Here is a 24839-nt window from a genome sequence, read left to right on the forward strand (position 1 = left end):
CGGCCTCCCGTCCGGCAGCCTGAGTTCCTGATCCGGCGATGGCGTCGGCTGCCGCGGCGCCGCTTCGGCCTCCCGCGCCGGGAGGGCCAGGGCGGAGCCCGTTGCAAGGGCAAGCAATCCGAACAGAAATGAACGTCGTTCCATGGGATGCGCTCCGGACTGGCTTCGGAAAAAGCAGTCTAGAGGCTGTCATGGGCCATGGGAACGATTTGATGAGGTCGAAGCGGTGGAGATGGGACCGGAAGGTTTGTGTCCTCGCTCCCCTCATTCGCGCAAAATCGCCAGCGTCAAATCACTTCCATGGCCCATAGCAGCCTGTGGAGCGCGCGAAGCCGTGCGGCCAATATCTTCGGTACCTTGCAAGGCGGCTTTCAAACCGTGTCGTTACCGGAACATCTTGGTCAGAATAGCCGCGACATGCTGCAGGGCGACATCCTTCAAGCGTCGCCGGTGCCAGGCGAGATGGAGCGAGAAGCCCGGCACCGGCAGCGGCGGCGGGAACGAAACCAGCCCCTCGAAGGATGACAGCACGCGCGAAGGCAGGAGGACGATCATGTCCGAGCCGTGCAGCAGTGCCTGGACCATCTGGAAATTCGGCACGACGAAGCCGACGCGCCGCGTCAGGCCGCGGCTGGCGAGTTCCGCATCGACGGGAGTGCGCGTATCGCCGCGGCCGGATACGAGAATATGCGGATAGGCCAGCCACGCCGCGAGACCGAACGCGGCTTCGGCCGGGTGACCGCGGCGCATCGCGACGGCATAGTGTTCGACCAGAAGCTCCTCGCGATGGAGGTCATCCTCCGCCGGCGGAAACACGGAAATGGCGATATCGCTGGTGCCCTCGACCAGGGCCGCGCGGGCAGTATCGGCGCCATGCCACGGCTGGATCACGATATCGATCCCCGGTGCCGAACGCTGCAGCTCCTCCTGCAACGGGCCGATCAGGAACACGGCCGGATAGTCGGCCGTGGTGATGCGCAAGGTCAGGCGGATTTCCGCGAGCGGCACCTGCGGCGGCTCGACGAGCTCCGTCACGCCGGCGAGCAGCGATTTCAGCGGGGCGCGCAGTGATTCCGCCTTTGGCGTCAGGAACATCGTTCCCCGGCCACGTTCGAGAAGCTCGTCCCGAAACAGATGGCGGCAACGCTGCAGCGCTGCGGATGTGGCCGGCTGCGACAGCCCGAGCCGATCGGCTGCGCGGCTGACATGCGCCTCGTCCAGAAGCGCGTCGAGAACCACCAGGAGATTGAGATCGAGCGACCTTAAATTCATCGGTTCGATAATGTGATAGATCGATAATCGATTGGAAGAATTTCTTGTTTGACCGCAGGGTCGTCTCGCCACCGCAGGAGACGACCATGACCAAGACGCTCATCCTCCTCTTCCACCGCGACCTCTCCCAGTCCAACGCCAATGCCGCACTGGCTGCGGCAGCCGGCAGGCTGCCCGGCGTCGAGATCGTCGACATGCAGGCGAGCTATCCGGGCGGGATCGAGATCTTCCGCGACGCCGAGCGCGAGGCCGACCGCCTGCTCACGGCCGACCGGATCGTGCTGCAGTTCCCGATCCAGTGGTATTCGACGCCGGCATTGTTGAAGGCCTGGCAGGACGCCGTGCTGACCCGGATGTTCTATCTTGCCTATGAGACGGAAGGGCGGTTGCTCGAAGGAACGCCCCTGATGCTGGCCGCGACCGCAGGCAACGTGCCTGAGGCCTACCGGCCGGGCGGCCGGAACATGTTCCCGATGATCGAGCTGCTCGCCCCGCTGCGCGCCACCGCAAATCGCTGCGGCCTGTTGTGGAGCGAGCCCTTTATCCTCTACCGGGCGGACAAGCTCCCGCAGCACGCGCTTGACGCCGCCGCCATGGACTACGCCATCGCTCTGGAGCGATGGATCGCGGAAACACCCGTGCCCCGCCCGAAAGCCGCCTGAGTCAGGGCCGCGCGACGACGAGGCGCAGCGAGCCTTCGAAATTCGGCTGGCTGCGCAGGAAGCCGTAGCAGGAATCCCAGGCGCCGGATTCGATGTCGCCCCGCAAATGGGCGATCGACGCCGCACTCTCGGCTTCGCTCACGAAGCTCCAGGCGGAGCAGGCCGAGCGTGCACCCGGCTCCAGGAAGAGTTCCGGCCGGCCGTAATACGCCTCGTTGAAGCCATCGCGGCAGGCGAGGGGAATCGGCACCGCGATGATCTCGACATCGCCGCCCAGCACCTTGCCGATATGCCCGAGCGAGGGATAGCGCCGTGCCTCCGTCGCTAGGACGTTGGGGGCGTAGTGGTTGAGCCAGAAGGCTTCCACCAGCTCCGGGTCGCAGGAGAGGATCACGACCGGGCCGCGCGTTACGCGGCGCATCTCGCGCAGGCCCGCATCGAGGTCCTGCCATTGATGCACGGTGAAGGTCGCCATGCTCGCGTCGAAGGATTGGTCGGGGAAGGGCAGTCTCTCGGCCGTCGCATCGATGGCCACGGCAATGCCGGCCGGCCGCTGCGCCCGCATCGAGGCGGAAGGCTCGACCGCCGTGACGTCGCGGTTGCGCGGCTCATAGGAGCCTGCGCCGGCCCCGACATTGAGGATGCGACCGGCCGGGCCGAGCGCGCTCTCGATCAGGGCGGCGATGGCAGGCTCCGGCTGGCGGTAGGCGGCATAGCCCTGGCCGATCCGGCCGTAATCGGCGTCTCCGGCGCTGCCATCGGCGCGGCGCAGGCCGGCCACGGGGTTCAGCTCATTCATCACGCAAGGTCTCCGAAGCGAGGGAACGCCAGAGCGGCAGGATATGGTCTCGAGTCAGCGGGGCGAGCGCGACAGCCGGCGGCTGGCCGGGCTCCAGCCACGCGATCTCCGCAATCTCGGCGGCCGGACGCGGCTTTGCGGGCAAAGCGAGCGTGAAGATCTCCGCCTCGACCGTGAATCCGGGTTCGTTGGCGGCCGGTGCAGTGAAATGACCCTGATAGCGCGGCTCATCGCGGGGAATGGAAAAACCGAGCTCCTCCCGAAGCTCGCGGAGCAACGCGTCCAGCGGCTGCTCGCCGGGCTCGATCTTGCCGCCCGGCTGCATGAAGGCCGTGGTTGCGCGCTTCCTGACAAGAAGCAGGCGCTGGCGTTCGTCGGTCAGCAGAGCGGCCGCGATGCGCAGCCGCCGGATCGTCCCGCTCAAAGGTCGATTCCCTTTCAGATGGCGCGGGGGGAGGATTGCCATGACCCGCCTGCATTCGGAAAGGGCTTTGGCGCCGGCCTGTCGATGGTGGTAGGACAGCCCTCGGACTCAAAGACCTTCAGCGAGACGCAGAGCCATGTTCGAGGCACATCGCATCGACACGACCGACAAGGCCGCATTCTATCGCGAGCTCGCGGCCCAGCTCGAAGCCCTGCTCGCCGGGGAGAGCGACCCGATCGCCAACGCAGCCAACACCTCGGCGCTGCTCTACCAGATGATGCCGGAGTTGAATTGGGCCGGCTTCTATCTGATGCGAGACGGCGAGCTCGTGCTCGGCCCCTTCCAGGGCAAGCCGGCCTGCGTGCGCATACCCGTCGGGAAGGGCGTCTGCGGAACCGCAGTGGTGCGCCGCGCCTCGATGCTGGTCGAGGACGTCCATGCTTTTCCCGGCCATATCGCCTGCGACTCGGCCTCCCGTTCGGAGCTTGTCGTCCCGCTGATCGGCCGTGACGGCGTCATCGGCGTGATCGATCTCGACAGCCCCTCGGTCGCGCGTTTCGACGCCGCCGACCAGGCCGGGATCGAACGCATGGCAGTGATCTATCTCACCGCCTGCGGCGAGGGCGCCGATCTCGCCAAAGCCTCCTGAGCGGCTCCGGTGCCGTCGCTCAGCCTGCGCATCGAGCTCGATCCCGAGGGGCGGATCGGCCCCGGCAAGATCGAATTGCTCGAGCAGATCGCGGCGCAGGGCTCGATCTCGGCCGCGGGCAGGGCGATGGCTATGTCCTACCGGCGGGCCTGGGAGCTGGTCGAGGAGCTGAACACATTGTTCGGCAAGCCGGTGGTCGAGCGCCAGACCGGCGGTCGCAACGGCGGCGGAGCCCGCGTGACCGATCTCGGCCAGGCCTTGATCATGCGCTTCCGGGCTGTCGAGCAGGCCGCCACCGCAGCAGCGAGCGAACACCTCGCCGCGCTTCAGGCCGAGATCGATCGGCCGACGGATTCCTGAAGGGCGAGCCGGCGCACAGCCCTGCATCCATCGAATAACGGCTATGTGGGAATTTCCCGATCGCCTTTGGCGTCGGAAAGGAGACCGCGCACAAGCACAGCTCAAGGCTAGTTAGCCTTGACATGCGGACCCTATTCGAACAGGCGTATCGCATATGCAGAATAGGTGCTGCAAGTCTTTTTTGTAATTTTTCCAATGAGGAAGCAGCGGAGTCTCAGATATTCGGAATGATCTCTTGGGCGCGAGGCCTGTGGCCTTGTGCAAAGAGCGCAAACCGACAGACTCCGAGCCGGCGGCGGCTGGGTAAGCTTACCTCCAGCGAAGACTGGACTTGGTGATGATGCGCGCGTTTCGTCTGGCTCTCGTCGCGGCGGGTCTCTCGGCACTGTCCGGGCTGGCCGTCCAGGCTCAGGGCCAGCCGGCCCAGACTCCGGCCGCGGCCCCGCCTCCCGCCGCTCAAGTTCAGCCGGCCACCCCGACCAACCCGCTGCCTTCGGTTCCGTCACAGTTCGGCATGAACCCGCCGAGCACCGCGCATCCGCCGCTGACGGCGGAGGCTCCATCGGCTCCCGCCGCCGCGCCGGCCGCGACGGCGGTGCTGCCGCACGACCTGTCGCCCTGGGGCATGTTCATGGCGGCGGACATCGTCGTGAAGGCCGTGATGCTCGGCCTCGCCTTCGCCTCGCTGGTGACCTGGACGATCTGGTTCGCCAAGGCGATGGAGCTCGCCGCCGCGAAGGCCGCGGCCGGACGCGCGTTGCGCCGCATCGAGGCGGCGGACAGCCTGAACGCCGCAGCCGGCGCCGCCGCTTCCAAGAACGGCAAGCTGCGCGGCGCCGTCGGCGAGCTTCTCAACGCCGCGCTCTCCGAGACGCGCCGCTCGGCCGATCTCGGTGAGGACGGCATCAAGGAGCGCGTCGCCATCGCGCTTTCCCGGATCGAGGCCCGCGCCGGTCGCTCCATGGCGCGCGGAACGGGGCTGCTCGCGACCATAGGCTCAACGGCCCCCTTCGTCGGCCTGTTCGGCACGGTCTGGGGCATCATGAACTCGTTCATCGGCATCAGCCAGGCGAAGACGACCAACCTCGCGGTCGTGGCGCCGGGCATCGCCGAGGCGCTGCTGGCGACCGCGATCGGCCTCGTCGCGGCGATCCCCGCCGTCATCATCTACAATGTCTTCGCCCGCGCGATCACCGGCTATCGCGCCACCCTGTCGGACGCTTCAGGCGAAATTCTGCGCCATCTCTCGCGCGATCTCGAACGGCGCCAGCGCGCGCTCGCGCCAACCTCGCGCTCGGCCTCCTCGGCATCGGCGGCCGCGTCCGCCTCCGCACCGCTTGTGCCGGCGGAGTGAGCCATGGCCGTTTCCCTCAAGGACCCGCAGGACGGCGATCTCGGCGAAGTCAGCGAGATCAACGTCACGCCCTTCATCGACGTCATCCTGGTGCTGCTGATCATCTTCATGGTGGCCGCGCCGCTCTCCACGGTCGACGTCGCGGTCGATCTGCCGGTGTCGAACGCGCAGCCACAGCCGCGGCCGGATACACCTGTCTTCCTGACCGTGAAGAGCGACCTCTCGCTCGCCCTCGGCAACGACACCGTGCCGCGCGAAACCCTGCAGGCGACGCTCGACCAGCGCACGAACCGGGACCGCGAGCAGCGCGTCTTCCTGCGTGCCGACGGCACCGTCGCCTATCGCGAGCTGATGGATGTGATGAACCTGCTGCGTAACGCCGGTTACCTCAAGATCGCGCTCGTCGGCCTCGAGGACACCGGGCAAGGCGCTGCTGCGGGGACCAAGCCATGAGCCTGGAGCGCCGTTCGCTGTCGCGCTTCGCACCGGCGGCGCTGCGCTGGAGCGTGGCGGCGCTCGTAGTGGCGAGCGCCCATGGCGCGGCCGGCTGGGTCGTGGCCAACTGGCAGCGTGCCGAGGCCGCGATGGGCACGCCGCCCGCCGCCGTCATGATCGAGCTCGCCCCGCTCGCCGTCGCGCCCGAGGCGCCGCAGCGGGATGTCGCGCCGGGGCCGGAGATGGTCGAGGCGCAGCCCGAGCCCGAACCGCCAACACCCGAGCCGGTCGAGCAACCCAAGGAGCCCGAGCCCCCACCGCCGGAGCCTGAACCGGTCGCGATCCCAGAACCCGAGATCAAAATCCCCGAGCTGCCCTCGCTGCCTGACGCCGCCGCCGTGCTGACGCCGCCGCCAAAGGAGCAGCCGAAGCCGCCGGAGGTAAAGCCAAAGCCCAAGCCCAAGCCGAAGGTCGTCGAGCGCCGAAAGCCGCTGGACCCGGACAAGCCGAAGGCCGAGCAGACCACGGCGCCGGTCGCACAGGCGCAGGCCGCTGCGCAAGCAGCCGCTCCTGCCTCGGGCTCCCCGAGCGCTTCGCCGGCCGCCAATGCCAGCTGGCGCGGTTCTCTGATCGCCCATCTCAACCGCTTCAAGCGCTTCCCGAACGGCGCCAGCCCCGGAACCGTCCAGGTCGCCTTCAGCATCGACCGTGGCGGCCGGGTTCTCTCGGCCCGGCTGGTCCGCGGCTCGGGAGACGCCGCACTGGACGACGAGGCGGTCGCGATGATTCGACGGGCGAGCCCGGTGCCGGCACCGCCGGACGGGATTGGCGGCAGCTCGATCGCGCTCGCGGTGCCCGTCCGGTTTTCGCGCTGAGGCAGGTCTGGAACCGGAGGGCCGCATGCGCGTATCACGTGTGCAGCCCGTGCGCAGAGGAGACGCGGCATGAGTATCGGAAAGCTCGTCGCCGGCGCTCTCCTTGCGCTCGCGTGCAGCGGCTGCGTGACGGATGCCGAGCTGCGCGCGGCCGACGAGGCGCGTTGCCACTCTTTCGGTTTCCGGACATCGAGCGAAGGGTTCGCGAACTGCCTGCTGCAGCTCGACCTCAATCGCGCGGCGGATCGGCGCGCTAGTTTCGACCGATACGATGCACCGCCGGGCTGGTACTACGGCGGCCGCTGGTGGTGAGCGCAGGAGCTCTCAGGCAAGAAAAAAGGGCCGCGCCGGAAAGCGCAGCCCAAGTCTAGGGAGGAAACGCCCAAGGAGGGCGACGCAACATCTCTGCTGCGCTGAGCAATAAATAAGTGCGCTACCTCGCTGCCGCAAGAGAAAAAGGGCAGCAGCACTGACTTATTTTTCACCTGTCGTCATGTCTTTGAAATCAAAACATTTTACCGCGATTCAGCGATTGCCGCGCCGCGTTTCTGGGCAGCCCTGCTTCTGCTGCATTGCCGAGAAGCTGTTGACAATCAGTCAGCATGGAATTTCATATGCATTCATATGAATTCCGCTCCTGCCGCGTCTGGCGGCGGGTGGTATCGGCGCGGATCGCGGCCGAAGCGGAGCGAAGGACAGCCTGATGCAGATCGATCGTCGCAGTTTCATCGCCGGCGTCGCCGCCGTCGGAACGCCCGGCCTGGTACGCGCCCAGGGCGCAGGGCCGATCCGCATCGGGGAGATCAACAGCTATACCGCCCAACCGGCCTTCCTGAAACCCTATCGCCAGGCCTGGGAACTGGCGCAGGAGCAGATCAATGCGGCCGGCGGCGTGCTCGGCCGCAAGCTCGAGACGGTCTTCCGCGACGACGCCGGCAAGCCGGAAGACGCAGTGCGCCACGCTGCCGATCTCGCCACCGCCGAGAAGGTCGACATCATCGCCGGCGGCTTCCTCTCCAATGTCGGCCTCGCGCTCGCCGACTATGCCAACCAGAATAAGAGGCTCTATGTCGCCTCCGAGCCGCTGGCCGACGCGCTCGTCTGGTCGAAGGGCAATCGCTACACCTTCCGGCTGCGCCCCTCGACCTACATGCAGGCCGCGATGCTGGTCGAGGAAGCGGCCAAGCTCCCGGCCAAGAAATGGGCGATCGTCGCGCCGAACTACGAATACGGCCAGTCGGCAGTGAAATGGTTCAAGGAATTGCTCCTGAAGGCGCGCCCCGACGTGACCTTCGTCGCCGAGCAGTTCCCCGCGCTCGGCCGCATCGATGCCGGCGCCACCGTCCAGGCGCTGGAAGCCGCCAAGCCCGAGGCGATCTTCAACGTCACCTTCGCGGTCGACCTCGCCAATTTCGTCCGAGCCGGCAATACGCGCGGCCTGTTCGAGGGGCGCGAGGTCGTCTCGATGCTGACCGGCGAGCCGGAATATCTCGACACGCTCGGCGCCGAGACGCCGGAGGGCTGGATCATCACCGGCTATCCGCATGCCGACCTGCAGACGCCGGAGCACGTCAAGTTCCGCGACGCCTACAAGGCGAAGTACAACGACTATCCGCGGCTGGGCTCGGTCGTCGGCTACGAGACGGTGCAGGCCATCGCGGCCGCGCTGGCGAAGGCGGGCTCCACCGACAACGAGAAGCTGGTCGACGCCTTCGAGGGGCTGAAGTTCGGCTCGGCCTTCGGCCCGATCGAATTCCGCAAGATCGACCACCAGTCGACGCTCGGCGCCTATGTCGGCAAGAGCGCGCAAAGGAACGGCAAGGGCGTAATGGTCGACTGGAGCTATCGCGACGGCGCCAAATACCTGCCTGGTGATGACGAGGTCCGCAAGCTGCGCCCGGCCGTCTGAGTTCGGCGGGGCGCCGCGCGTCATGCTCGGGCTTGACCCGAGCATCTCTTGACGCCTGAGGCTCCTGAGCCTCTTTCGGCGGGAGATTCTCGGGTCTACGCTTCGCTTCGCCCGAGAATGACGGAGCGAAGCGCCGGCGCGATTCGGAACTCGCCCCCGTCAAGCCCTCCTCCATCTGAGATCGATCGCCCGCCCGAGACGACATGCTGAATCTCGTCCTTACCCAGACCCTGAACGGCCTGGCCTCGGCGTCGTCGCTGTTCCTGGTCGCGTGCGGGCTGTCGATCATCTTCGGCGTCACGCGCATCGTGAACTTCGCCCATGGCTCGCTCTACATGCTGGGCGGCTATCTGGCCTTCACGCTGGTGACGTATTTCGGCCCGGCCGATGCCTTCGGCTTCTGGGGCGGCGTGGTGTTGGCCATGCTGCTCACAGGCCTCGTCGGCGCGCTGATCGAGGTCACGATACTCAGACGCATCTATCAGGCGCCGGAGCTGTTCCAACTGCTCGCCACCTTCGGTGTCGTGCTGATGCTGCAGGACATCGCGCTGGCGATATGGGGGCCGGAGGACAAGCTCGGTCCGCGCGCGCCCGGCTTCAAAGGTTTCGTCTTCCTGTTCGACGGCCGCTTCCCGAGCTACGATCTGTTCCTGATCGCGGTCGGTCCGGTCGTGCTCGGACTGATCTGGCTCCTGTTCCACCGGACGCGCTGGGGCGTGCTGATCCGGGCCGCGACTGAAGACCGTGAGATGGTCAGCGCGCTCGGCGTCAACCAGCGCCTGCTCTTCACCTCGGTCTTCGCGTTCGGTGCAGCCCTTGCGGGGCTGGGCGGTGCGCTCCAGCTCCCGCGCGAGGCGATCAACCTGCACATGGACCTGTCCATGATCGCGGAGGCTTTCGTCGTGGTCGTGGTCGGCGGGCTGGGCAGCGTGACCGGCGCCTATCTCGCCGCCGTCCTGATCGGGGTGCTCCACGCCTTCGGCATCCTGATCCTGCCCAAGATCACGCTTGTCCTCGTCTTCCTGGTGATGGCGGCGGTTCTCATCGCCCGGCCCCACGGCCTGCTCGGCAGGGCCGCTGCCGAGCCGCGCGGCCATGCCGGCCAGCTCTTCCTGCTGCGCCCGGCCGACGGCGCGGCCAGGGCGTTTGGGGCCGTGGCGCTCGTCCTCCTGGTCCTCGCGCCGCTCCTTGTGCCGGATCATCTCGTCCTGACGCTGACCGATCTGGTGATCTTCGCGGTCTTCGCCGCCTCGCTGCATCTGCTGATGGGGCCCGGCGGCATCATCTCCTTCGGCCATGCCGCCTATTTCGGCCTCGGCGCCTATGGTGCGGCGCTGGCGGTGAAATGGTTGGGCGCATCGATGGAGCCGGCCTTGGTGCTGGCACCGCTGATGGCGGGCGTCGCCGGCGCGATCTTCGGCTGGTTCTGCGTGCGGCTCTCGGGCGTCTACCTGGCCATGCTGACCCTGGCCTTCGCCCAGATCGCCTGGGCCACGGCCTTCCAATGGGTGGATCTGACCGGCGGCGACAACGGCATCCTCGGTGTCTGGCCCTCGGCCTGGGCGGTTTCCAAGACAGCCTTCTATTATCTCGCGCTCGCCATCGCCGTGCTCGTGATCCTGGCGCTCCGCCTCATCATCTTCGCGCCCTTCGGCTATTCCCTGCGCGCCGGCCGCGACAGCCCCTTGCGGGCGGAGGCGATCGGCCTCGATGTCGGGCGCCTGCAATGGGCGGCCTTCGTCATCGCCGCGCTCGCGGCCGGTATCGCAGGGGGGCTTTTCGCCTTCTCGAAAGGCTCGGTCTTCCCGACCTATATGGCGATCCCGCGCTCGGTCGATGCCTTGCTCATGGTACTGCTCGGCGGCGTGCAGACGGTGGCCGGGCCGGTCGTCGGTGCCTTCGCCTATATGGGCTTGAACGAGCAGCTCGCGAAGCTGACGACCTATTGGCGCTTCGCGCTGGGTCTCTCGATCGTGCTCCTGGTCGTGCTGTTCCCGCGCGGCCTCGTCGGCACCTGGCTGTTCTGGCGTGCCCGGCGCGAGAGCGCCGCACCGGAGGCGGCTGCAAGATGAGCGCGCCCGTGCCTGCCGTGCTTGAGGCCCGCGACCTTGCCCGATCCTTCGGCGGCGTGAAGGCGGTCGATGGCGTGTCGTTCTCGGTCGAAGCGGGAAAGCTCGTGGCCCTGATCGGCCCCAACGGCGCCGGCAAGACGACCTGCTTCAACATGTTGAACGGGCAACTCAAGCCCGATCGCGGCGAGATCCTGCTGGAGGGCCGCCCGATTACCGGGCTCGCGCCGCGCAAGGTCTGGCGACTCGGAGTTGGCCGCACCTTCCAGATCACCGCGACCTTCGCCTCGATGACCGTGCGCGAGAACGTCCAGATGGCGCTGATCTCGCATGCCGGCGAGAGCTGGCGCCTTTTCGGCCGCGCCAACCGGCGCCACAGTGAGGCGGCGGACGGGCTGCTCGATCAGGTCGGCATGCGCGAGCAGGCCGAACGCGCCTGCGGCGTGCTGGCCTATGGCGACCTGAAGCGGGTCGAACTCGCCATCGCGCTCGCCAATGCGCCGAAGCTCTTGCTGATGGACGAGCCCACCGCCGGCATGGCGCCGCAGGAGCGGATTGCGCTGATGGCACTGACCGCCGGCATCGCCAGGGAGCGCGGCATCGCTGTGCTGTTCACCGAGCACGACATGGATGTCGTCTTCGCCCATGCCGACCGCGTGCTGGTGCTCGACCGCGGCCGGCTGATCGCGTCCGGGACCAGCGCCGAGGTCCGCAACGACCCGCAGGTCCGTGCCGTCTATCTCGGCTCCGGCGCGACGTCGGGAGGGCACTGATGGCGCCGCTGCTTGAGCTCTCCCGCGTCGAGGCCTGGTATGGCCGCGCCCAGATCCTGCACGGTGTCGGCTTTTCGGTCGGAAGTGGCGAGGTCGTGGCGCTGATGGGCCGCAACGGCGCCGGCAAGTCGACGACGATGAAGACGGTGATGGGGCTGGTGCCGCAGCCGCGCGGCACGATCCGCTTCGAAGGCAAGGAGATCGCCGGCCGCGAGCCCTTCGCCATCGCCCGCCTCGGCGTCGGTTATGTCCCGGAGGATCGTCGCGTCTTCTCGGAGCTGACGGTGATGGAGAACCTCGAAGTCGGGCGCCAGCCGGCGCGAGCGGGCGCTCCGCACTGGACACCCGAGCGGCTGTTCGCGCTCTTCCCCAATCTCGGGCGCATGCGCGACCGGCCGGGCGGCGCGATGTCGGGCGGCGAGCAGCAGATGCTCACCATTGCCCGCACGCTGATGGGCAATCCGCGCCTGCTGCTGCTCGACGAGCCCTCGGAAGGGCTCGCGCCGATCATTGTCGAGGCGATGGCCGAGACGATCCGCGTGTTGAAGGACAAAGGGTTGTCCGTGCTGCTCTCCGAGCAGAACCTGCATTTCGCCGGCAGCGTCGCCGACCGCGCCGTCATCATCGAGAAGGGGCTGATCCGCTTCGACGATACGATGGCGGCGCTCAAGTCCGACGAGGCGGCGCGGAGCCAGTATCTGGCGGTTTGAAGCCGGCGAGCAGGCGCCGCATCAGATCGAGCAAGGGCGCGACTTCCCGATCCTTGATCGGATCGAGGGCGGCGATTGTGATCGCCTTGGCGCGCTCGACATAACCCGGCAATTGCTCGCGCCCGCGTGGACCGAGCTGCACCAGCACGCGCCGCTTGTCGTCGGGATCGTGCAGGCGCTCGACCAGTCCGCGTTCTTCCAGGCGCGTCACCACGCCCCGGATGGTGGCCGGGTCCATCGCGGTCATGCGGCCGAGCTGGTTCTGGGAAATCCGCCCATCGGCGGCAAGCCGGCACAGGACCGCGAATTGCGGCGGCGTCGGCCCGTCCTCGCCCATCATCTGCTGGAACATCGCGACATAGCGCTGCTGCATCTGCCGCAGCAGGAAGCCGAACTGCTCGTCCAGCACATAGCCGGCCAGATCGACGGGTTCGGGAACAGTGGAATCAGCCTGACCGCTGGCCGAGCGGTGATGCCGGCCCAGTCCGCCGTCCGACTCTTCTGCGCGATCCATGGTTGCTCCGGGCGGACGATTCTGCCGGCTGGCAGCAGAGCCCCATTGTCCCGGATCATGTGTGTTCGTTCAATCGGCAAGGCAACGCAGCCACAGCCGTCATGCTCGGGCCTGACCCGAGCATCTCGTGAAGGAAGGGCGCCTCTACCGGCACGAGATTCCCGGGTCGCCGCTGCGCGGCGCCCGAGAATGACGGCGAGGTTCCGTCGCGCTCAGCCCAGCGACATGGTCAGCGGCGGCTTGACCTCGGGCGGCAGCGGCGAGGTGTAGCCCTCCTTGCCGAGGCGGGCCTTGTGGTCGGCCTTGGCGGCTTCCATCAGGGCCGGGTCGCTGAGCACGGCTGCGCCGGTCGCGGCCATCGCCTTGGCGACATGGACCATCGCCTTGTGCGCGGCGGGCGACTTGCCCTGCGCCACCACCTGCCAGGTGTGGAAGGGCGTGCCCATCGCGACGGTCGGCGCATGGGCCTGCACGGTCGGCACCGCCCAGCTGACGTCGCCGATATCGGTCGATCCGATCGCCGGATTGCGCTTGGCATCGCGCGGCACGAGGAAGTCGGCGAGCGGCGTGCCGGTATCCGGCATGCCGATCGTGCGCCAGATCGATGCGATCTCCTGCGGCGAGAGTGTCGCGCGGATCTTCTCGGCATAGGCCTTGTCGGCGTCGTCGAAATGCGGCGCGCCGAGATCTTCCATGACCTTGTGCATGGCTTCCTCAAGCGGCGTATTGGCGACGAGGTCGGAAACGGCGCTGACGATGCGCATCTCCATCTTGGTTTCCGTCATCAGTGCGGCGCCTTCGGCGATCTTCTTCACGCGCTGGACGAGCTCGAGCATGCCGCGCAGGTCTCGGGCGCGGATCGAATAGCGCACGCGGGCATGGGCCTGCACGACGTTCGGCGCGATGCCACCGGTGTCGAGCAGCGCGTAATGCACGCGCGCATCGGACGGCATGTGCTCGCGCATGTAGTTGACGCCGACATTCATCAGCTCGACGGCATCAAGCGCCGAGCGGCCGAGATGCGGCGCGGCGGCGGCATGCGAGGCACGGCCGGTGAAGACGAAATCGGCGCGGGTATTGGCGAGCGCCAGCGCTGGAGCGACCTCCCAGAAGCTCGACGGGTGCCAGCTGATGGCGACATCGGCATCGTCGAAGGCGCCCGCGCGGACCATGAAGGCCTTGGCGGCGCCGCCTTCCTCGGCCGGGCAACCATAGTAGCGCACGCGGCCGGGGATCTTGTTCTCGGCGAGCCACTCCTTCATCGCGACGGCGGCGAGCATCGCGGCCGAGCCGAGCAGGTTATGGCCGCAGCCATGGCCGTGGCCCCCGGTCTCGATTTCCTTGTGCTCGGAAGCCCCGGCTTCCTGCGAGAGGCCGGGCAGGGCGTCGTATTCGCCGAGGAACGCGATGACCGGGCCGCCTTCACCGGCCTCGCCGATCACGGCGGTCGGGATGTCGGCGACGTTCTCGGTGATGCGGAAGCCCTGGTGCTTCAGCTCGGCGACGTGCTCAGCCACCGAGCGCTTCTCGGTGTAGCAAACCTCCGGCATGCCCCAGACCCTGTCGCTCAGCGCGATCAGGCGCTCCTTGTTCGCATCGACATGCCGCCAGAGATCGTTTCGATTGTCCATTGTCGTTCCGCCTAGAGCCCGTTCCGAACGGGGCGCGGGCTCTCTGTCATTTGTTGAGAGACGGATTCACCGGGCAGGTCGCGTTGGCCTGACCGGATCCGGCTCATGTGGGCAGCGGCATATGAGCAATCTCGGCCTGCGGCGTCCAGACCGGAGGCGCATGGCGGAACAGCGTCTCAGGCCTTGGCTTGCACCGGCGAGGCGGCCGCGAAATCGGCCAGGATGGGACAGTCCGGCCGATGGTCGCCATGGCAATGCGTCGCCAGGTGCCGCAGCGTGTCGGCCATCGCCTTGAGCTCGGCCGCCTTTTCCTCGAGCTCGCGCACATGGGCCATGGCGAGGCGCTTCACATCGGCGCTGGCGCGGCTCTTGTCGCGCCAGAGCGTCAGCAGCTCGCGCGTCTCGTCCAGCGAGAAGCCGAGATCGCGGGAGCGGCGCACGAAGCGCAGCGTATGCACGTCCTCATCGGCATAGACCCGGTACTGCGCCGCCGTGCGGGCCGGCGGGGTGATCAGCCCGATGCTCTCGTAGTAGCGGATCATCTTGGCGCTGACGCCGGAGCGGGTTGCGGCTTCGCCGATATTCATCTCAGGCCTCCACCTGAAAGCGCTTCAACCTGAGCGCATTGCTGACGACGCTGACGCTCGACAGGGCCATGGCGAGCCCGGCGAAAACCGGCGAGAGCAGGATGCCGAAGGCCGGGTAGAGTACGCCGGCCGCGACCGGGATCAGCAGGGCATTGTAGCCGAAGGCCCAGGCCAGATTCTGGCGGATATTGGCGATCACGGCCTGCGACAGCGCGATGGCGCGCGGCACGCCCATGACGTCGCCCGACATCAACACGACATCGGCGCTCTCGATGGCGATGTCCGTACCGGTACCGATGGCGATGCCGACATCGGCCTGGGCGAGGGCAGGCGCGTCGTTGATGCCGTCGCCGACGAAGGCGACTTTGGCGCCGCCCTTCTGCAGTGCCTTCACCACCTCGGCCTTGTCGGTCGGCAGCACCTCGGCGCGGACCTCATCGATGCCGAGCTGGCGCGCCACGGCCTCGGCCGTGCGCCGGTCGTCGCCGGTCACCATCGCGACCTTGAGCCCAAGCTTGTGCAGCGCTGCGATGGCGGCGGGCGTGGTCTCCTTCACCGCGTCGGCAACGGCGATGACGGCGGCGATCCGGCCGTCGATCGCGGCATAGAGCGGGGTCTTGCCGCCTTCGGCCAGCGCCTTGGCGCGGGCCGCGAAGGGCGCGGTATCGAGCTTTGCCTCTTCCATCAGCCTGTGGCCGCCGATCGCGACCTTGCGACCTTCGACCGTCGCGGTAACCCCGCGGCCGGGATCGCTGGCGAAATCAGCCGGCTCGGCGAGCGCAAGACCGCGTGCCTTGGCCGCCGCGACGAGCGCCAGCGCCAGTGGATGCTCCGAGCGGTTCTCGGCCGAGCCGACGAGACGCAGCACTTCGTCGGCCGCGAACCCCGAAGCCGGCTCGATATCGGTGAGTTCCGGCTTGCCCTTGGTCAGCGTTCCCGTCTTGTCGAGGGCGACGATCTGGACGTCCTTCAGCGCCTGCAAGGCGTCGCCCTGCCGGAACAGGATGCCGAGCTCGGCGCCCCGGCCGGTGCCGACCATGATCGAGGTCGGGGTGGCCAGACCCATGGCGCAGGGGCAGGCGATGATCAGCAGCGCGACGGCATTGACCAGCGCATGCGACAGGGCCGGGCTCGGCCCGAAGCTCAGCCAGACCAGGAAGGTCGCCAGCGCCAGAGCGATCACGACCGGGACGAACCAGAGGGTGACGCGGTCGACCAGCGCCTGGATCGGCAGCTTGGCGCCCTGAGCGGCCTGCACGGTGCGTACTATCTGGGCCAGCAGCGTGTCGGAACCGACCTTCTGCGCCGTGAAGCGCAGCGCGCCCGAGCCGTTGACGGTGCCGCCGGTGACGGTGCTGCCGGCTTCCTTGCGCACGGGCGCAGGTTCGCCGGTAATCATCGATTCATCGACGAAGGAGGTGCCGTCCGTGACCTCGCCATCGACCGGGACGCGCTCGCCCGGCCTGAGGATGACGACGTCGCCGGGGCGGACGCTCTCGACCGGGATATCGCTCTCGGCGCCGTCGCGCAGCACGCGGGCCGTCTTGGGCTGGAGCGCGATCAGGCTGCGGATGGCTGCGCCGGTGCGGCCCTTGGCGCGGGCCTCGAACCAGCGGCCGAGCAGGATCAGCGTCACGATCACCGCACCGGATTCGAAATAGGTGCCCTCCGTGCCCGCTGGCAGCAGGTTCGGCAGGAAGGTCGCGACCGTCGAATAGAGATAGGCCGCGCCGGTACCGAGCATGACGAGCGAGTTCATGTCGGGCGCAGCCCGCAGCAGCGCCGGAAAGCCCTTGCGCAGGAAGACTAGTCCTGGCCCGAACTGCACGATGGTCGCCAGCACGAAGGAGAAGACGCGGACGTTCCACTCACCGAATGTGCCCGCGAGCCAATGGTGCAGGGCAGGGACCATATGGCCGCCCATCTCGACGACGAGCAACGGGAGGGTCAGCAGGCCGGCCAGGATGACCGAGCGCAGCAGCTTGCCCTGCTCCTCGTCCTTGGCGGCCTGCCGGCGCGTGGCGGCATCGGCATCGGCCGCCGCGACCGGGCTCGCCTCGTAGCCCGCGCCGGCCACGGCCTTCACCAGGGCAGGGACGACGTCGTCGCCGGCGAGCGTCTTCACGCTGGCACGCTCGGTCGCGAGGTTCACGGTCGCCTCGACGACGCCGGGCACGGCGCGCAGGGCCTTCTCGACATGCCCGACGCAGGAGGCGCAGGTCATGCCGGAAACAGACAATTCGATCGTGTTCTCGACCGGCGTGTAGCCGGTCTGCCGGACAGCCGCCTCGATCTGCTTGAGGTCAGTGGCACCCTTGGCGAAGGTGATATGGGCCCGGTCGGTCGCGAGATTGACCGCGACCGCATCGACGCCCGGCACAGCCGCGATGGCGCGCTCGACATGCGCGACGCAACTGGCGCAGGTCATGCCCTCGACGCCCAGATCGAGCGTCTCGAGGTCGTTCCTGTTCCTGTCGATGACCGTCATCGCCGTCTCCTTCATGGTGATGACAAGCCATATGGGGCTTCCCATTATGGGAAGGTCAAGGGGTGATATGATGCCGTTTGAAAGTTCTGAGCGCTGGCTTGGCCGTCATGCTCGGGCTTGACCCGAGCATCTCCTGCAAGAAGAGGCACCAGCGCCTTCTCATCATGAGATTCTCGGGTCTGCGCTTCGCTCCGCCCGAGAATGACGGCGCGGCTCCAGCTGAATTGCGCGTCCGGCTCAGGGCATCTCGACAGAGACGCTCTTGATCACCGCATGGACCGGTTTTCCCTGGACGAGACCGAGCAAGGCGACGGATTTCGCCGTCAGCCGGGCCGCCAGCTTGGCCTCGTCGCAGGCGACGAGCAGATGCACGGTGCTGCCGCCGAAACCGCTCCGCTCGCCGATCTCGGAGACGGCGCCGGGCAGAACATTGAGCGCGCTGACCTCCCCGGGGCGGCCGAGGCTGAGCATGACGTCGCTCGCCAGGATGCGGATCTTGATCCGCTCACCCTGTCGAAGCGTGCCGCGCGCAATCGTCAGCGGCCCGGCCGGTGTCGTGAGCCGCGCCAGCCCGAAGGCTTCCTCGAAGCCGGCGACCTCGGCCGAGAGCAAGGTGCTCGCTTCGGGTGCACCCGGCCGCGCCGCCAGATCGGGCCGGGCGAGGATCTCGGCCGTGGGACCGCAAGCGGCGATGCGCCCGTTCTCGACCATGGCGACTGTCGTGGCAAGGCGCGCGACTTCCGCCAGTGCATGCGAGACATAGACGATGGGGATGCCGCCCTCGTCGCGCAGCCGCTCGATATGCGGCAGGATCTCCGCCTTGCGCGCTTCGTCGAGCGCCGCGAGCGGCTCGTCCATCAGCAGCAGGCGCGGTTGCGCCAGCAAAGCGCGGCCAATGGCGACGCGCTGCTTCTCGCCGCCGGAGAGCGCGCCCGGGCGTCGATGCAGCAGATGGCCGATGCCGAGCAGGTCGAGGACCTTGTCGAGCTCTGCCGGCTTGCGCTGTGCGCGCGGCACGAACCAATGGCCGAACAGCAGGTTCTGCCGGACGGTGAGATGCGGGAAAAGCCGGGCCTCCTGAAAGACGTAGCCGATGCGCCGGCGGTGCTTTGGCAGGAAGATGCCGCGCTCGGTATCGACCAGCGTCTCGCCATCGACACGGACGTGGCCGGCATCCGGGCGGATCAGTCCGCCGATGACATTGACCAGCGAGGTCTTGCCCGAACCCGAACTGCCGAACAGGGCGGTCAGGCGCCCGTCCGAGGTAAAGGCAGCATCGAGTTTGAAGTCGCCGAGCCTATGGCGGACAGCGATGTCGAGAGCGGGCTTCATTCGATGTCGATCCGGCGGCCCACCATGCGCGCCATCAATTCGGACAGGAAGAGCGCCGTGACCGAGATCGCGATCGAGATCAGCGTCAGCCGCATCGCGCCGGCGTCGCCGCCCGGGACCTGGGTGAAGGTGTAGATCGCCGAAGGCAGCGTCTGCGTCTCGCCGGGGATGTTGGAGACGAAGGTGATCGTCGCGCCGAATTCGCCCATCGCCTTGGCGAAGCACAGAATCATGCCGGCGATGATGCCGGGCAGGCAGAGCGGCAGGGTGACGACGAAGAAGACCCAGATCGGGCTGGCGCCAAGCGTGCCGGCGGCGGCTTCCAGCTTGCGGTCGACCGCCTCGATCGAGAGCCGGATGGCCCGGACCATGAGCGGAAAGCCCATCACGCCGCAAGCCAGCGCCGCGCCGGTCCAGCGGAACGAGAGCACGATCCCGAACCAGTCATAGAGGAACTGCCCGATCGGCCCGCGCCGGCCGAAGCCGATGAGCAGCAGATAGCCCGTCACCACCGGCGGCAGGATCAGCGGCATGTGAACGATGGCGTCGAGCAGGGACTTGCCCCAGAAGCGCCCGCGCGCCAGCAGAAGCGCGACGCCAAGCCCGAGCGGCAGGCTCGCGACCATGGCGGTGCTGGCGACGATGAGGCTGAGCCTCACCGCCGTCCATTCTTCCGGGGAGAGCGAAAAAAAGTCGCTCACGAAGAGCTGGCAGCCTTGTTGAGAACCGTGAACCCTTGCTTCTCGAAGACCGGCTTGGCGGCAGGGCTGCGCAGATAGGTCAGGAAGGCCTGCGCGTCGGGATTGGCCGAATCCCTGGTGATGGCGACGGGATAGACGATCGGCGGGTGCGAATCTTCGGGGAAGGTCGCGACGACCTTGACCTGTGGGTCGGCAGCGGCGTCCGTCGCATAGACGATGCCGAGCGGCGCCTCGCCCCGCGAGACCAGCAGCAGCGCGGCACGGACATTGTCGGCCTGCGCGATCTTGTCCTTCACCTTGTCCCAGGCGCCGAGCTTCTCCAGCGCCGCCTTGCCGTATTTGCCGGCCGGGACGGAATCGACATTGCCCATGGCGAGGCGGCCGGCGCCCACGGCACCGGCGACATCGACGCCGGGCTTGAGATCGAGCTTGGCGGTCGAATCCTTGCCGCCGACCAGCACGATGCGGTTGGCGAGCAGGCTGACGCGAGTATCGGGCTTGATCAGGTTCTTGGCTGCCGCATAGTCCATCCAGTCGAGGTCGGCCGAGACGAAAAGATCGGCCGGGGCGCCGTTCTCCAGCTGCTTCGCCAGGGTGTTGCTGGCGGCATAGGAGATCTTCGGAGCGGGCTTTCCGCTCTCCTTGACCCAGTTGGCCGCGGCCTCGTCGAGCGCATTCTTCATGCTGGCGGCGGCGAAGATGACGAGGTCCTTCGTCTGCGCCTGCGCGGCATCGAAGGCGGGGGCAAAGCTCACGGCAAGGGCCAGGCCCATGCCCAGCAGGGTGCGACGCTTCAACATGCTGTTCCTCGCTGTCTTTATCGTTGTATATCGATGGATATAACGATGGTTGCAGCGCGCCCGGAGCCAAGTCAAGGAGCCGCAGCGACCGACTTGCCGCAAGGAGAGGCCCAGCCATGAAGATCAGCGCGCGCAACCAGCTCAAGGGCAAGATCGTCGAGATCACCAAAGGTGCGACGACGGCCCATGTCCGCATCGATATCGGCGGCGCGATCGTGACGTCCTCGATCACCAACGCGGCGGTGGACGATCTCAAGCTGACCGTCGGCAAGGAAGCCTATGCCGTGGTGAAAGCTTCCGACGTGATGATCGCGATCGACTGAGGTTTTTGAACCGCTCGGATCGCGGGAACCGTCATTGCGAGGAGCGGAGCGACGAAGCAATCCAGGGTCCGCAGGGCTGGACGGCTCAACCCAGTCCCCTGGATTGCCTCGCTGCGCCCGCAATGACGGCGAAGCTGATCGAGGGCGGTTCCGGGAGGTCATTTCGGCATGGTCCGCGAGAACGAGATCCGCGAAAAGGAAGTCGCCGTCGCGCCGCCCCAGGCGTCCGATGCCGGCCTCGTCTTCATCGGCACCATCCGCACGCCCTGGACCTCACGGCTGACCTGTCCGCGCCAGGGCAGGGCGGACGGACCGATCTGCCGCATCGAGCTCTTCCCGCCCTGGGACGAAGCTCTTGAGGGCATCGAGCGCTTCGAGCGGCTCGAGGTGCTCTACTGGTTGCATCAGTCGCGCCGCGACCTCATCCGTCAGAGCCCTGCCAACAATGGCGAGACCCACGGCACCTTCGCCCTGCGCACGCCGGTGCGGCCCAACCCGATCGGCACCTCGATCGCGACGCTGGTCGCGCGGGAACGGCGGGTGCTGCTGGTGCGCGGGCTCGACTGCCTCGACGAGACGCCGCTCCTCGACATCAAGCCTGACCGCGCGCTCTTCACCCCGATAGCCCCGCCGCAGCCCGGCGATTTCGAGACCGGTTGAGATGGGACCTGTTCGAGGTGCGGCTGTAACTCCGGGGTTAGGCCAGGCCTGAGCACGGAGCCCATCAATAAGACATTTGCCGTCATGGTCGGGCTTGTCCCGACCATCCACGTCTTTGCTGGCCGAATGTTGCGTTCAAGACGTGGATGCTCGCCACAAGGGCGAGCATGACGATCTGGAACGACGGCCTTTCTACATACCCAGCCAGCGGGTCTACCCGTGCGGGTGCTTGTGGATCGGGTCGACCCAATAGACCTCTTCCGGCCGCTCGACCGGGTCGACGTCGGTGATGTTGACCACCACCGCCTCATTGTCCGAGCGCACCAGCACGCATTGCAGCGGCTCGTCCGGGCTCGCATTGATCTCCTGATGCGGCACGAAGGGCGGGACGTAGATGAAATCGCCCGGCCCCGCCTCGGCGACGAACTCCAGCCGCTCGCCCCAGCGCATCCGCGCCTTGCCGCTCACCACGTAGATCACGCTTTCGAGTTCGCCGTGATGGTGCACGCCCGTCTTGGCATTGGGCTGGATGGCGACGGTGCCGGCCCAGATCTTCTGCGCGCCGACGCGGGCGTGGTTGATCGCGGCCTGCCGGAACATGCCCGGCGTCTGCGCTGTGTTGGGATCGAGCTTGTCGCCGGAGATCACGCGCACGCCGTCATGCTTCCAGCGCGGCTCGTCATGGGAATGGTCGTGTGGATGGTCGTGATCGTGCGGATGGTCATGGCTCATGACGATCTCCCGATAAGAGGATCGCAGCCCTCATCCCGAGGGCTGCGAATGGGATACGCAATCAACCCTTCTTCGCCGGTCCGGTCGCGATCGGCCGGTCGCTGGCGACCCATTCGGCCCAGGAGCCGTCATAGAGCGCGCGCGCCGGCTTGCCGATGGTCTCAAGCGCAGTCGCGAGGATCGCGGCGGTGACGCCCGAGCCGCAGCTCGTGATCAGTGGCTTGTCGAGATCGGCTCCGGCCTCGGCAAAGGCAGCGGCGATCGCGCCGGAATCCTTCAGGCTGCCATCGGCGATCAGCGCGGTTGCGGGCACGTTGAGCGCGCCCGGCATATGGCCGGAGCGGACGCCGGGACGCGGCTCGGGTGCTTCCCCGCGAAAGCGGTCGGCCGGGCGGGCATCGACAACCTGCGTTCCACCGGCAAGCGCCCTGGCGACATCGTCGGCGCTGGCGACGGCGGAATGGTCGAGCCGGGCGGTGAAGCTGCGTGCGGCCCGGGCGCGCGGCGGGCCATGCTCGATCGGCCGGCCTTCGCGCTCCCATTTCGGGAAACCGCCCTCGAGAATGACCACGTCCTTGGCGCCGAAGGTGCGGAAGGTCCAGCGCACGCGCGGGGCCGAGAACAGGCCGAGCCCGTCATAGACGACGATACGCATGCCGTCGCCGATCCCCAAGGCTCCGACGGCCGCCGAGAAGGCCTCCGGCCGCGGCAGCATGTGCGGCAGGTCGGAGTTGATGTCCTTCACCGCGTCGATGTCGAAATGCACGGCGCCTGAAATACGCCGCTCCGCGAATTCGGCATGCGGATCGCGGCCATGCGCCGGCAGATACCAGGAGCCGTCGACCACGATGACGTCGGGCGCGTTCAGGCGCTCGGCGAGCCAGTCGGTCGAAACGAAAACGTCTTCACGGGCCATAGGCGTGTCCTTGGGGATATTCGAGGTTTGCAATCTACTTGAAAAACGCCCGAAGCCCTCATCCTGAGGAGCCGCGAAGCGGTGTCTCGAGGGATGCTCCAGATGGTTCCGGAGCCTCCTGGATCATCCTTCGGGACGCAGCCTCCGGCCGCTCCTCAGGATGAGGGCTGGAATCCACGGACGGCTTCTCAGGCCAGCGCGATGCGCACGCGCCGGTTCTGCTTGCCCTTCTTCTCGATATCGGTGACGGCGACGAGGCCGATCTCCGCCGTGTTGCGGACATGGGTGCCGCCGCAGGGCTGCAAGTCGATATCGCCGATGGCGACAAGCCGGACGCGGCCCGAGCCGCGCGGCGGCTTCACCGACATCGTCTTGACGAGACCCGGGTTGGCGTCGAGCTCCTCGTCGGTGATCCAGCGCTCGGTCACGTCGGCGTTGCGCGCGATGAGCGCGTTGAGCTTCTCGGTCACCTCCGCCTTGTCGAGCCCGCCTTCCGGGATGTCGAAATCGAGTCTCCCGTCGCCATCGCCGATCGAGCCGCCCGTTACGGGGAAGGGCAGCACGACGCTGAGCAGGTGGAGCGCGGTATGTACGCGCATGCGCTTGAAGCGGCGTTCCCAGTCGAGCGCGGCGGTAACGGCCTCGCCCGGCGCCGGCAGAGCCTGGCCTTCGGCGGGAACATGGATGACCCGGCTCTTGTCCTCCGGATCGTAGATCGTGGTGCCGATGGCGATGAGGCCGCCGTCCGCCCGGCGCAGATGTCCGGCGTCGCCCGGCTGGCCTCCGCCGGTCGCATAGAAGATCGTGCGGTCGAGGATGATGCCGCCACGCTCGTTGACGGCTTCCACCGTCGCGGGCGTCTCCTGCAGATAGGCATCCTGGCGGAACAGCAGTTCGGTCGGCATGATCTTGTCGTCTCGCTGGTCGCGCTCGAGGCGCCTTCGCGCCGCAGACTGCACCGATTGCTTCGCCGGTGCCACCTCATTGAAGGGATAGCGGGGATGAATTGGGCCGCGAGGCTTCCGGCGTCGCGATTCGATGCCTAGATGGCGACTCCGATCAACCCGGAGCAGTCATGGTCTTGCCCCGCATGAAACCGCAGGACGGCATCGCCTGGGTCACCGGTGCCAGCTCCGGCATCGGAGCGGCGGTTGCGCTCGAACTGGCGCGGCGCGGCTGGACGGTCGCGGTCACCGCGCGAAGGACGGACGCGCTCGAAGCCGTCGCACGCGAGGCTGAGAGCTTCCCGGGCCGGATCGTCGCCCACGCCGGCGACGTGACCGATGCGCAGGCGATGCAGGGAATCACGGAGGCCATCGAGAGCATTCACGGACCGATCGCACTGGCGTTCCTGAATGCCGGCATCGCATCCGGGCAAGGCGGTCGGATCGATACCGAGACCGTGGAGAAGGTCGTCGCTGTCAATCTGCTGGGCGTCGTGAAAAGCCTCTTTGCCGTGAAGCCGCGCATGGCCGCGCGCGGACGCGGTCAGATTGCGGTCAACGCCTCGCTCGTCGGCTATCGCGGCCTGCCCGGTGCAGCCGCCTACGGGGCCGCCAAGGCGGCCGTGATCTATTTCTGCGAGTCGCTGCACTTCGACTGCAAGGCGGCCGGCATCCGCCTGCAACTGGTCAATCCCGGTTTCGTCGACACGCCGATGACGCGGGGCCGGCGCTTCCCGATGCCGTTCCTGCTGACGGTGGAGGAAGGCGCCCGTCGAATCGTCGACGGCTTCGAGCGCGGCGGCTTCGAAATTACCTTTCCACGCCGCCTCGCCTGGATCCTGAAGGCGGCGCGGCTCTTGCCCTATCCGGCTTATTTCGCGCTGATGGCCCGCTTCGCCGAGCGGAACGACTGAGCCCGG

The 24839-nt window shown here is 67.4% G+C and carries 27 protein-coding genes; 14 read left to right on the plus strand and 13 right to left on the minus strand.

Annotated elements, in window-relative coordinates; translation table 11 throughout:
- Positions 1–384: 384 nt before the first annotated feature.
- Positions 385–1272, minus strand: coding sequence for a LysR family transcriptional regulator (locus AC1DNE_RS05875; protein ID WP_441471005.1), 888 nt, complete (start codon positions 1270–1272; stop codon positions 385–387).
- Between the two features lie 86 nt (positions 1273–1358).
- On the opposite strand from AC1DNE_RS05875, the gene AC1DNE_RS05880 reads away from it, so the two are divergent.
- Positions 1359–1934, plus strand: coding sequence for an NAD(P)H-dependent oxidoreductase (locus AC1DNE_RS05880; protein ID WP_441471006.1), 576 nt, complete (start codon positions 1359–1361; stop codon positions 1932–1934).
- A gap of 1 nt (position 1935) precedes the next feature.
- Here the strand turns inward: AC1DNE_RS05880 and AC1DNE_RS05885 are convergent, their stop codons facing one another.
- Together AC1DNE_RS05885 and AC1DNE_RS05890 are read right to left on the minus strand one after the other, a co-directional pair.
- Positions 1936–2733 carry a class I SAM-dependent methyltransferase gene (locus tag AC1DNE_RS05885; protein ID WP_441471007.1) on the minus strand — a complete coding sequence of 266 codons (798 nt, stop codon included), beginning with the start codon at positions 2731–2733 and terminating at the stop codon, positions 1936–1938.
- The gene (locus tag AC1DNE_RS05890; RefSeq protein WP_476765343.1) at positions 2726–3157 is read right to left on the minus strand and encodes an NUDIX hydrolase; all 432 of its coding nucleotides are present in this window, start codon (positions 3155–3157) and stop codon (positions 2726–2728) included. Before AC1DNE_RS05890 ends, AC1DNE_RS05885 begins: the two co-directional genes overlap by 8 nt.
- Before the next feature lie 136 nt (positions 3158–3293).
- Between AC1DNE_RS05890 and AC1DNE_RS05895 the strand changes: the two genes are divergently transcribed.
- The 10 genes from AC1DNE_RS05895 (at position 3294) to AC1DNE_RS05940 (ending at position 12291) form a co-directional block, all read left to right on the plus strand.
- On the plus strand, positions 3294–3806 hold the full coding sequence (locus AC1DNE_RS05895; protein ID WP_441471009.1) for a GAF domain-containing protein: 513 nt from the start codon (positions 3294–3296) through the stop codon (positions 3804–3806).
- Positions 3807–3815: 9 nt separating this feature from the next.
- A complete protein-coding gene (locus tag AC1DNE_RS05900; RefSeq protein ID WP_441471010.1) occupies positions 3816–4166 on the plus strand; it encodes a winged helix-turn-helix domain-containing protein in 351 nt (116 codons plus the stop codon).
- 337 nt (positions 4167–4503) lie between these two features.
- Positions 4504–5520, plus strand: coding sequence for a tonB-system energizer ExbB (gene exbB / locus AC1DNE_RS05905; protein WP_441471011.1), 1017 nt, complete (start codon positions 4504–4506; stop codon positions 5518–5520).
- Between the two features lie 3 nt (positions 5521–5523).
- Positions 5524–5973, plus strand: a complete 450-nt coding sequence (gene exbD / locus AC1DNE_RS05910; protein ID WP_441471012.1) for a TonB system transport protein ExbD — start codon at positions 5524–5526, stop codon at positions 5971–5973.
- The gene (locus AC1DNE_RS05915) at positions 5970–6830 is read left to right on the plus strand and encodes an energy transducer TonB family protein (protein ID WP_441471013.1); all 861 of its coding nucleotides are present in this window, start codon (positions 5970–5972) and stop codon (positions 6828–6830) included. The genes exbD and AC1DNE_RS05915 overlap by 4 nt, the downstream gene beginning before the upstream one ends.
- 69 nt (positions 6831–6899) lie before the next feature.
- Positions 6900–7142 (plus strand): hypothetical protein, encoded by a 243-nt coding sequence (locus AC1DNE_RS05920; RefSeq protein ID WP_441471014.1) that lies wholly within the window; start codon positions 6900–6902, stop codon positions 7140–7142.
- A gap of 391 nt (positions 7143–7533) precedes the next feature.
- Complete coding sequence (locus tag AC1DNE_RS05925; RefSeq protein WP_441471015.1) at positions 7534–8739, plus strand: ABC transporter substrate-binding protein; 1206 nt, start codon at positions 7534–7536, stop codon at positions 8737–8739.
- A gap of 206 nt (positions 8740–8945) precedes the next feature.
- Positions 8946–10811, plus strand: a complete 1866-nt coding sequence (locus tag AC1DNE_RS05930; protein ID WP_441471090.1) for an ABC transporter permease — start codon at positions 8946–8948, stop codon at positions 10809–10811.
- Entirely contained in the window at positions 10808–11581 is a 774-nt protein-coding gene (locus AC1DNE_RS05935; protein WP_441471016.1) for an ABC transporter ATP-binding protein, read from the plus strand. Before AC1DNE_RS05930 ends, AC1DNE_RS05935 begins: the two co-directional genes overlap by 4 nt.
- A complete protein-coding gene (locus AC1DNE_RS05940) occupies positions 11581–12291 on the plus strand; it encodes an ABC transporter ATP-binding protein (protein ID WP_441471017.1) in 711 nt (236 codons plus the stop codon). The genes AC1DNE_RS05935 and AC1DNE_RS05940 overlap by 1 nt, the downstream gene beginning before the upstream one ends.
- Here the strand turns inward: AC1DNE_RS05940 and AC1DNE_RS05945 are convergent.
- From AC1DNE_RS05945 to modA, 7 genes are all read right to left on the minus strand, one after another.
- On the minus strand, positions 12248–12805 hold the full coding sequence (locus AC1DNE_RS05945) for a MarR family winged helix-turn-helix transcriptional regulator (protein ID WP_441471018.1): 558 nt from the start codon (positions 12803–12805) through the stop codon (positions 12248–12250). The two genes, AC1DNE_RS05940 and AC1DNE_RS05945, sit on opposite strands and share 44 nt — an antisense overlap.
- Before the next feature lie 212 nt (positions 12806–13017).
- The gene (locus AC1DNE_RS05950; RefSeq protein ID WP_441471019.1) at positions 13018–14436 is read right to left on the minus strand and encodes a M20 family metallopeptidase; all 1419 of its coding nucleotides are present in this window, start codon (positions 14434–14436) and stop codon (positions 13018–13020) included.
- 176 nt (positions 14437–14612) lie between these two features.
- A complete protein-coding gene (gene cueR / locus AC1DNE_RS05955; RefSeq protein WP_441471020.1) occupies positions 14613–15023 on the minus strand; it encodes a Cu(I)-responsive transcriptional regulator in 411 nt (136 codons plus the stop codon).
- Position 15024: 1 nt separating this feature from the next.
- Positions 15025–17511, minus strand: coding sequence for a heavy metal translocating P-type ATPase (locus AC1DNE_RS05960; RefSeq protein WP_441471021.1), 2487 nt, complete (start codon positions 17509–17511; stop codon positions 15025–15027).
- Between the two features lie 237 nt (positions 17512–17748).
- A complete protein-coding gene (gene modC, locus AC1DNE_RS05965; RefSeq protein WP_441471022.1) occupies positions 17749–18843 on the minus strand; it encodes a molybdenum ABC transporter ATP-binding protein in 1095 nt (364 codons plus the stop codon).
- Positions 18840–19544, minus strand: coding sequence for a molybdate ABC transporter permease subunit (gene modB, locus AC1DNE_RS05970; protein ID WP_476765344.1), 705 nt, complete (start codon positions 19542–19544; stop codon positions 18840–18842). Before modB ends, modC begins: the two co-directional genes overlap by 4 nt.
- A complete protein-coding gene (modA, locus tag AC1DNE_RS05975) occupies positions 19541–20344 on the minus strand; it encodes a molybdate ABC transporter substrate-binding protein (RefSeq protein WP_441471024.1) in 804 nt (267 codons plus the stop codon). The genes modB and modA overlap by 4 nt, the downstream gene beginning before the upstream one ends.
- 116 nt (positions 20345–20460) lie before the next feature.
- Between modA and AC1DNE_RS05980 the strand changes: the two genes are divergently transcribed.
- Together AC1DNE_RS05980 and tsaA are read left to right on the plus strand one after the other, a co-directional pair.
- On the plus strand, positions 20461–20667 hold the full coding sequence (locus tag AC1DNE_RS05980) for a TOBE domain-containing protein (RefSeq protein ID WP_441471025.1): 207 nt from the start codon (positions 20461–20463) through the stop codon (positions 20665–20667).
- A gap of 168 nt (positions 20668–20835) precedes the next feature.
- Positions 20836–21327: a tRNA (N6-threonylcarbamoyladenosine(37)-N6)-methyltransferase TrmO gene (gene tsaA, locus AC1DNE_RS05985; RefSeq protein WP_441471026.1), complete on the plus strand. Its 492-nt coding sequence runs from the start codon at positions 20836–20838 to the stop codon at positions 21325–21327.
- Between the two features lie 213 nt (positions 21328–21540).
- Here the strand turns inward: tsaA and AC1DNE_RS05990 are convergent, their stop codons facing one another.
- The 3 genes from AC1DNE_RS05990 to AC1DNE_RS06000 all read right to left on the minus strand — a co-directional run bounded on the left by AC1DNE_RS05990 (position 21541) and on the right by AC1DNE_RS06000 (position 23880).
- On the minus strand, positions 21541–22059 hold the full coding sequence (locus tag AC1DNE_RS05990) for a cupin domain-containing protein (RefSeq protein ID WP_441471027.1): 519 nt from the start codon (positions 22057–22059) through the stop codon (positions 21541–21543).
- Positions 22060–22120: 61 nt separating this feature from the next.
- Positions 22121–22975 (minus strand): 3-mercaptopyruvate sulfurtransferase, encoded by an 855-nt coding sequence (gene sseA / locus AC1DNE_RS05995; protein ID WP_476840970.1) that lies wholly within the window; start codon positions 22973–22975, stop codon positions 22121–22123.
- Positions 22976–23163: 188 nt separating this feature from the next.
- A complete protein-coding gene (locus AC1DNE_RS06000) occupies positions 23164–23880 on the minus strand; it encodes an alanyl-tRNA editing protein (protein WP_441471029.1) in 717 nt (238 codons plus the stop codon).
- Between the two features lie 170 nt (positions 23881–24050).
- On the opposite strand from AC1DNE_RS06000, the gene AC1DNE_RS06005 reads away from it, so the two are divergent.
- On the plus strand, positions 24051–24833 hold the full coding sequence (locus AC1DNE_RS06005) for an SDR family NAD(P)-dependent oxidoreductase (RefSeq protein WP_441471030.1): 783 nt from the start codon (positions 24051–24053) through the stop codon (positions 24831–24833).
- Positions 24834–24839: the final 6 nt, after the last annotated feature.

It is taken from the genome of Allobosea sp. 05L423 (genome assembly GCF_056397745.1).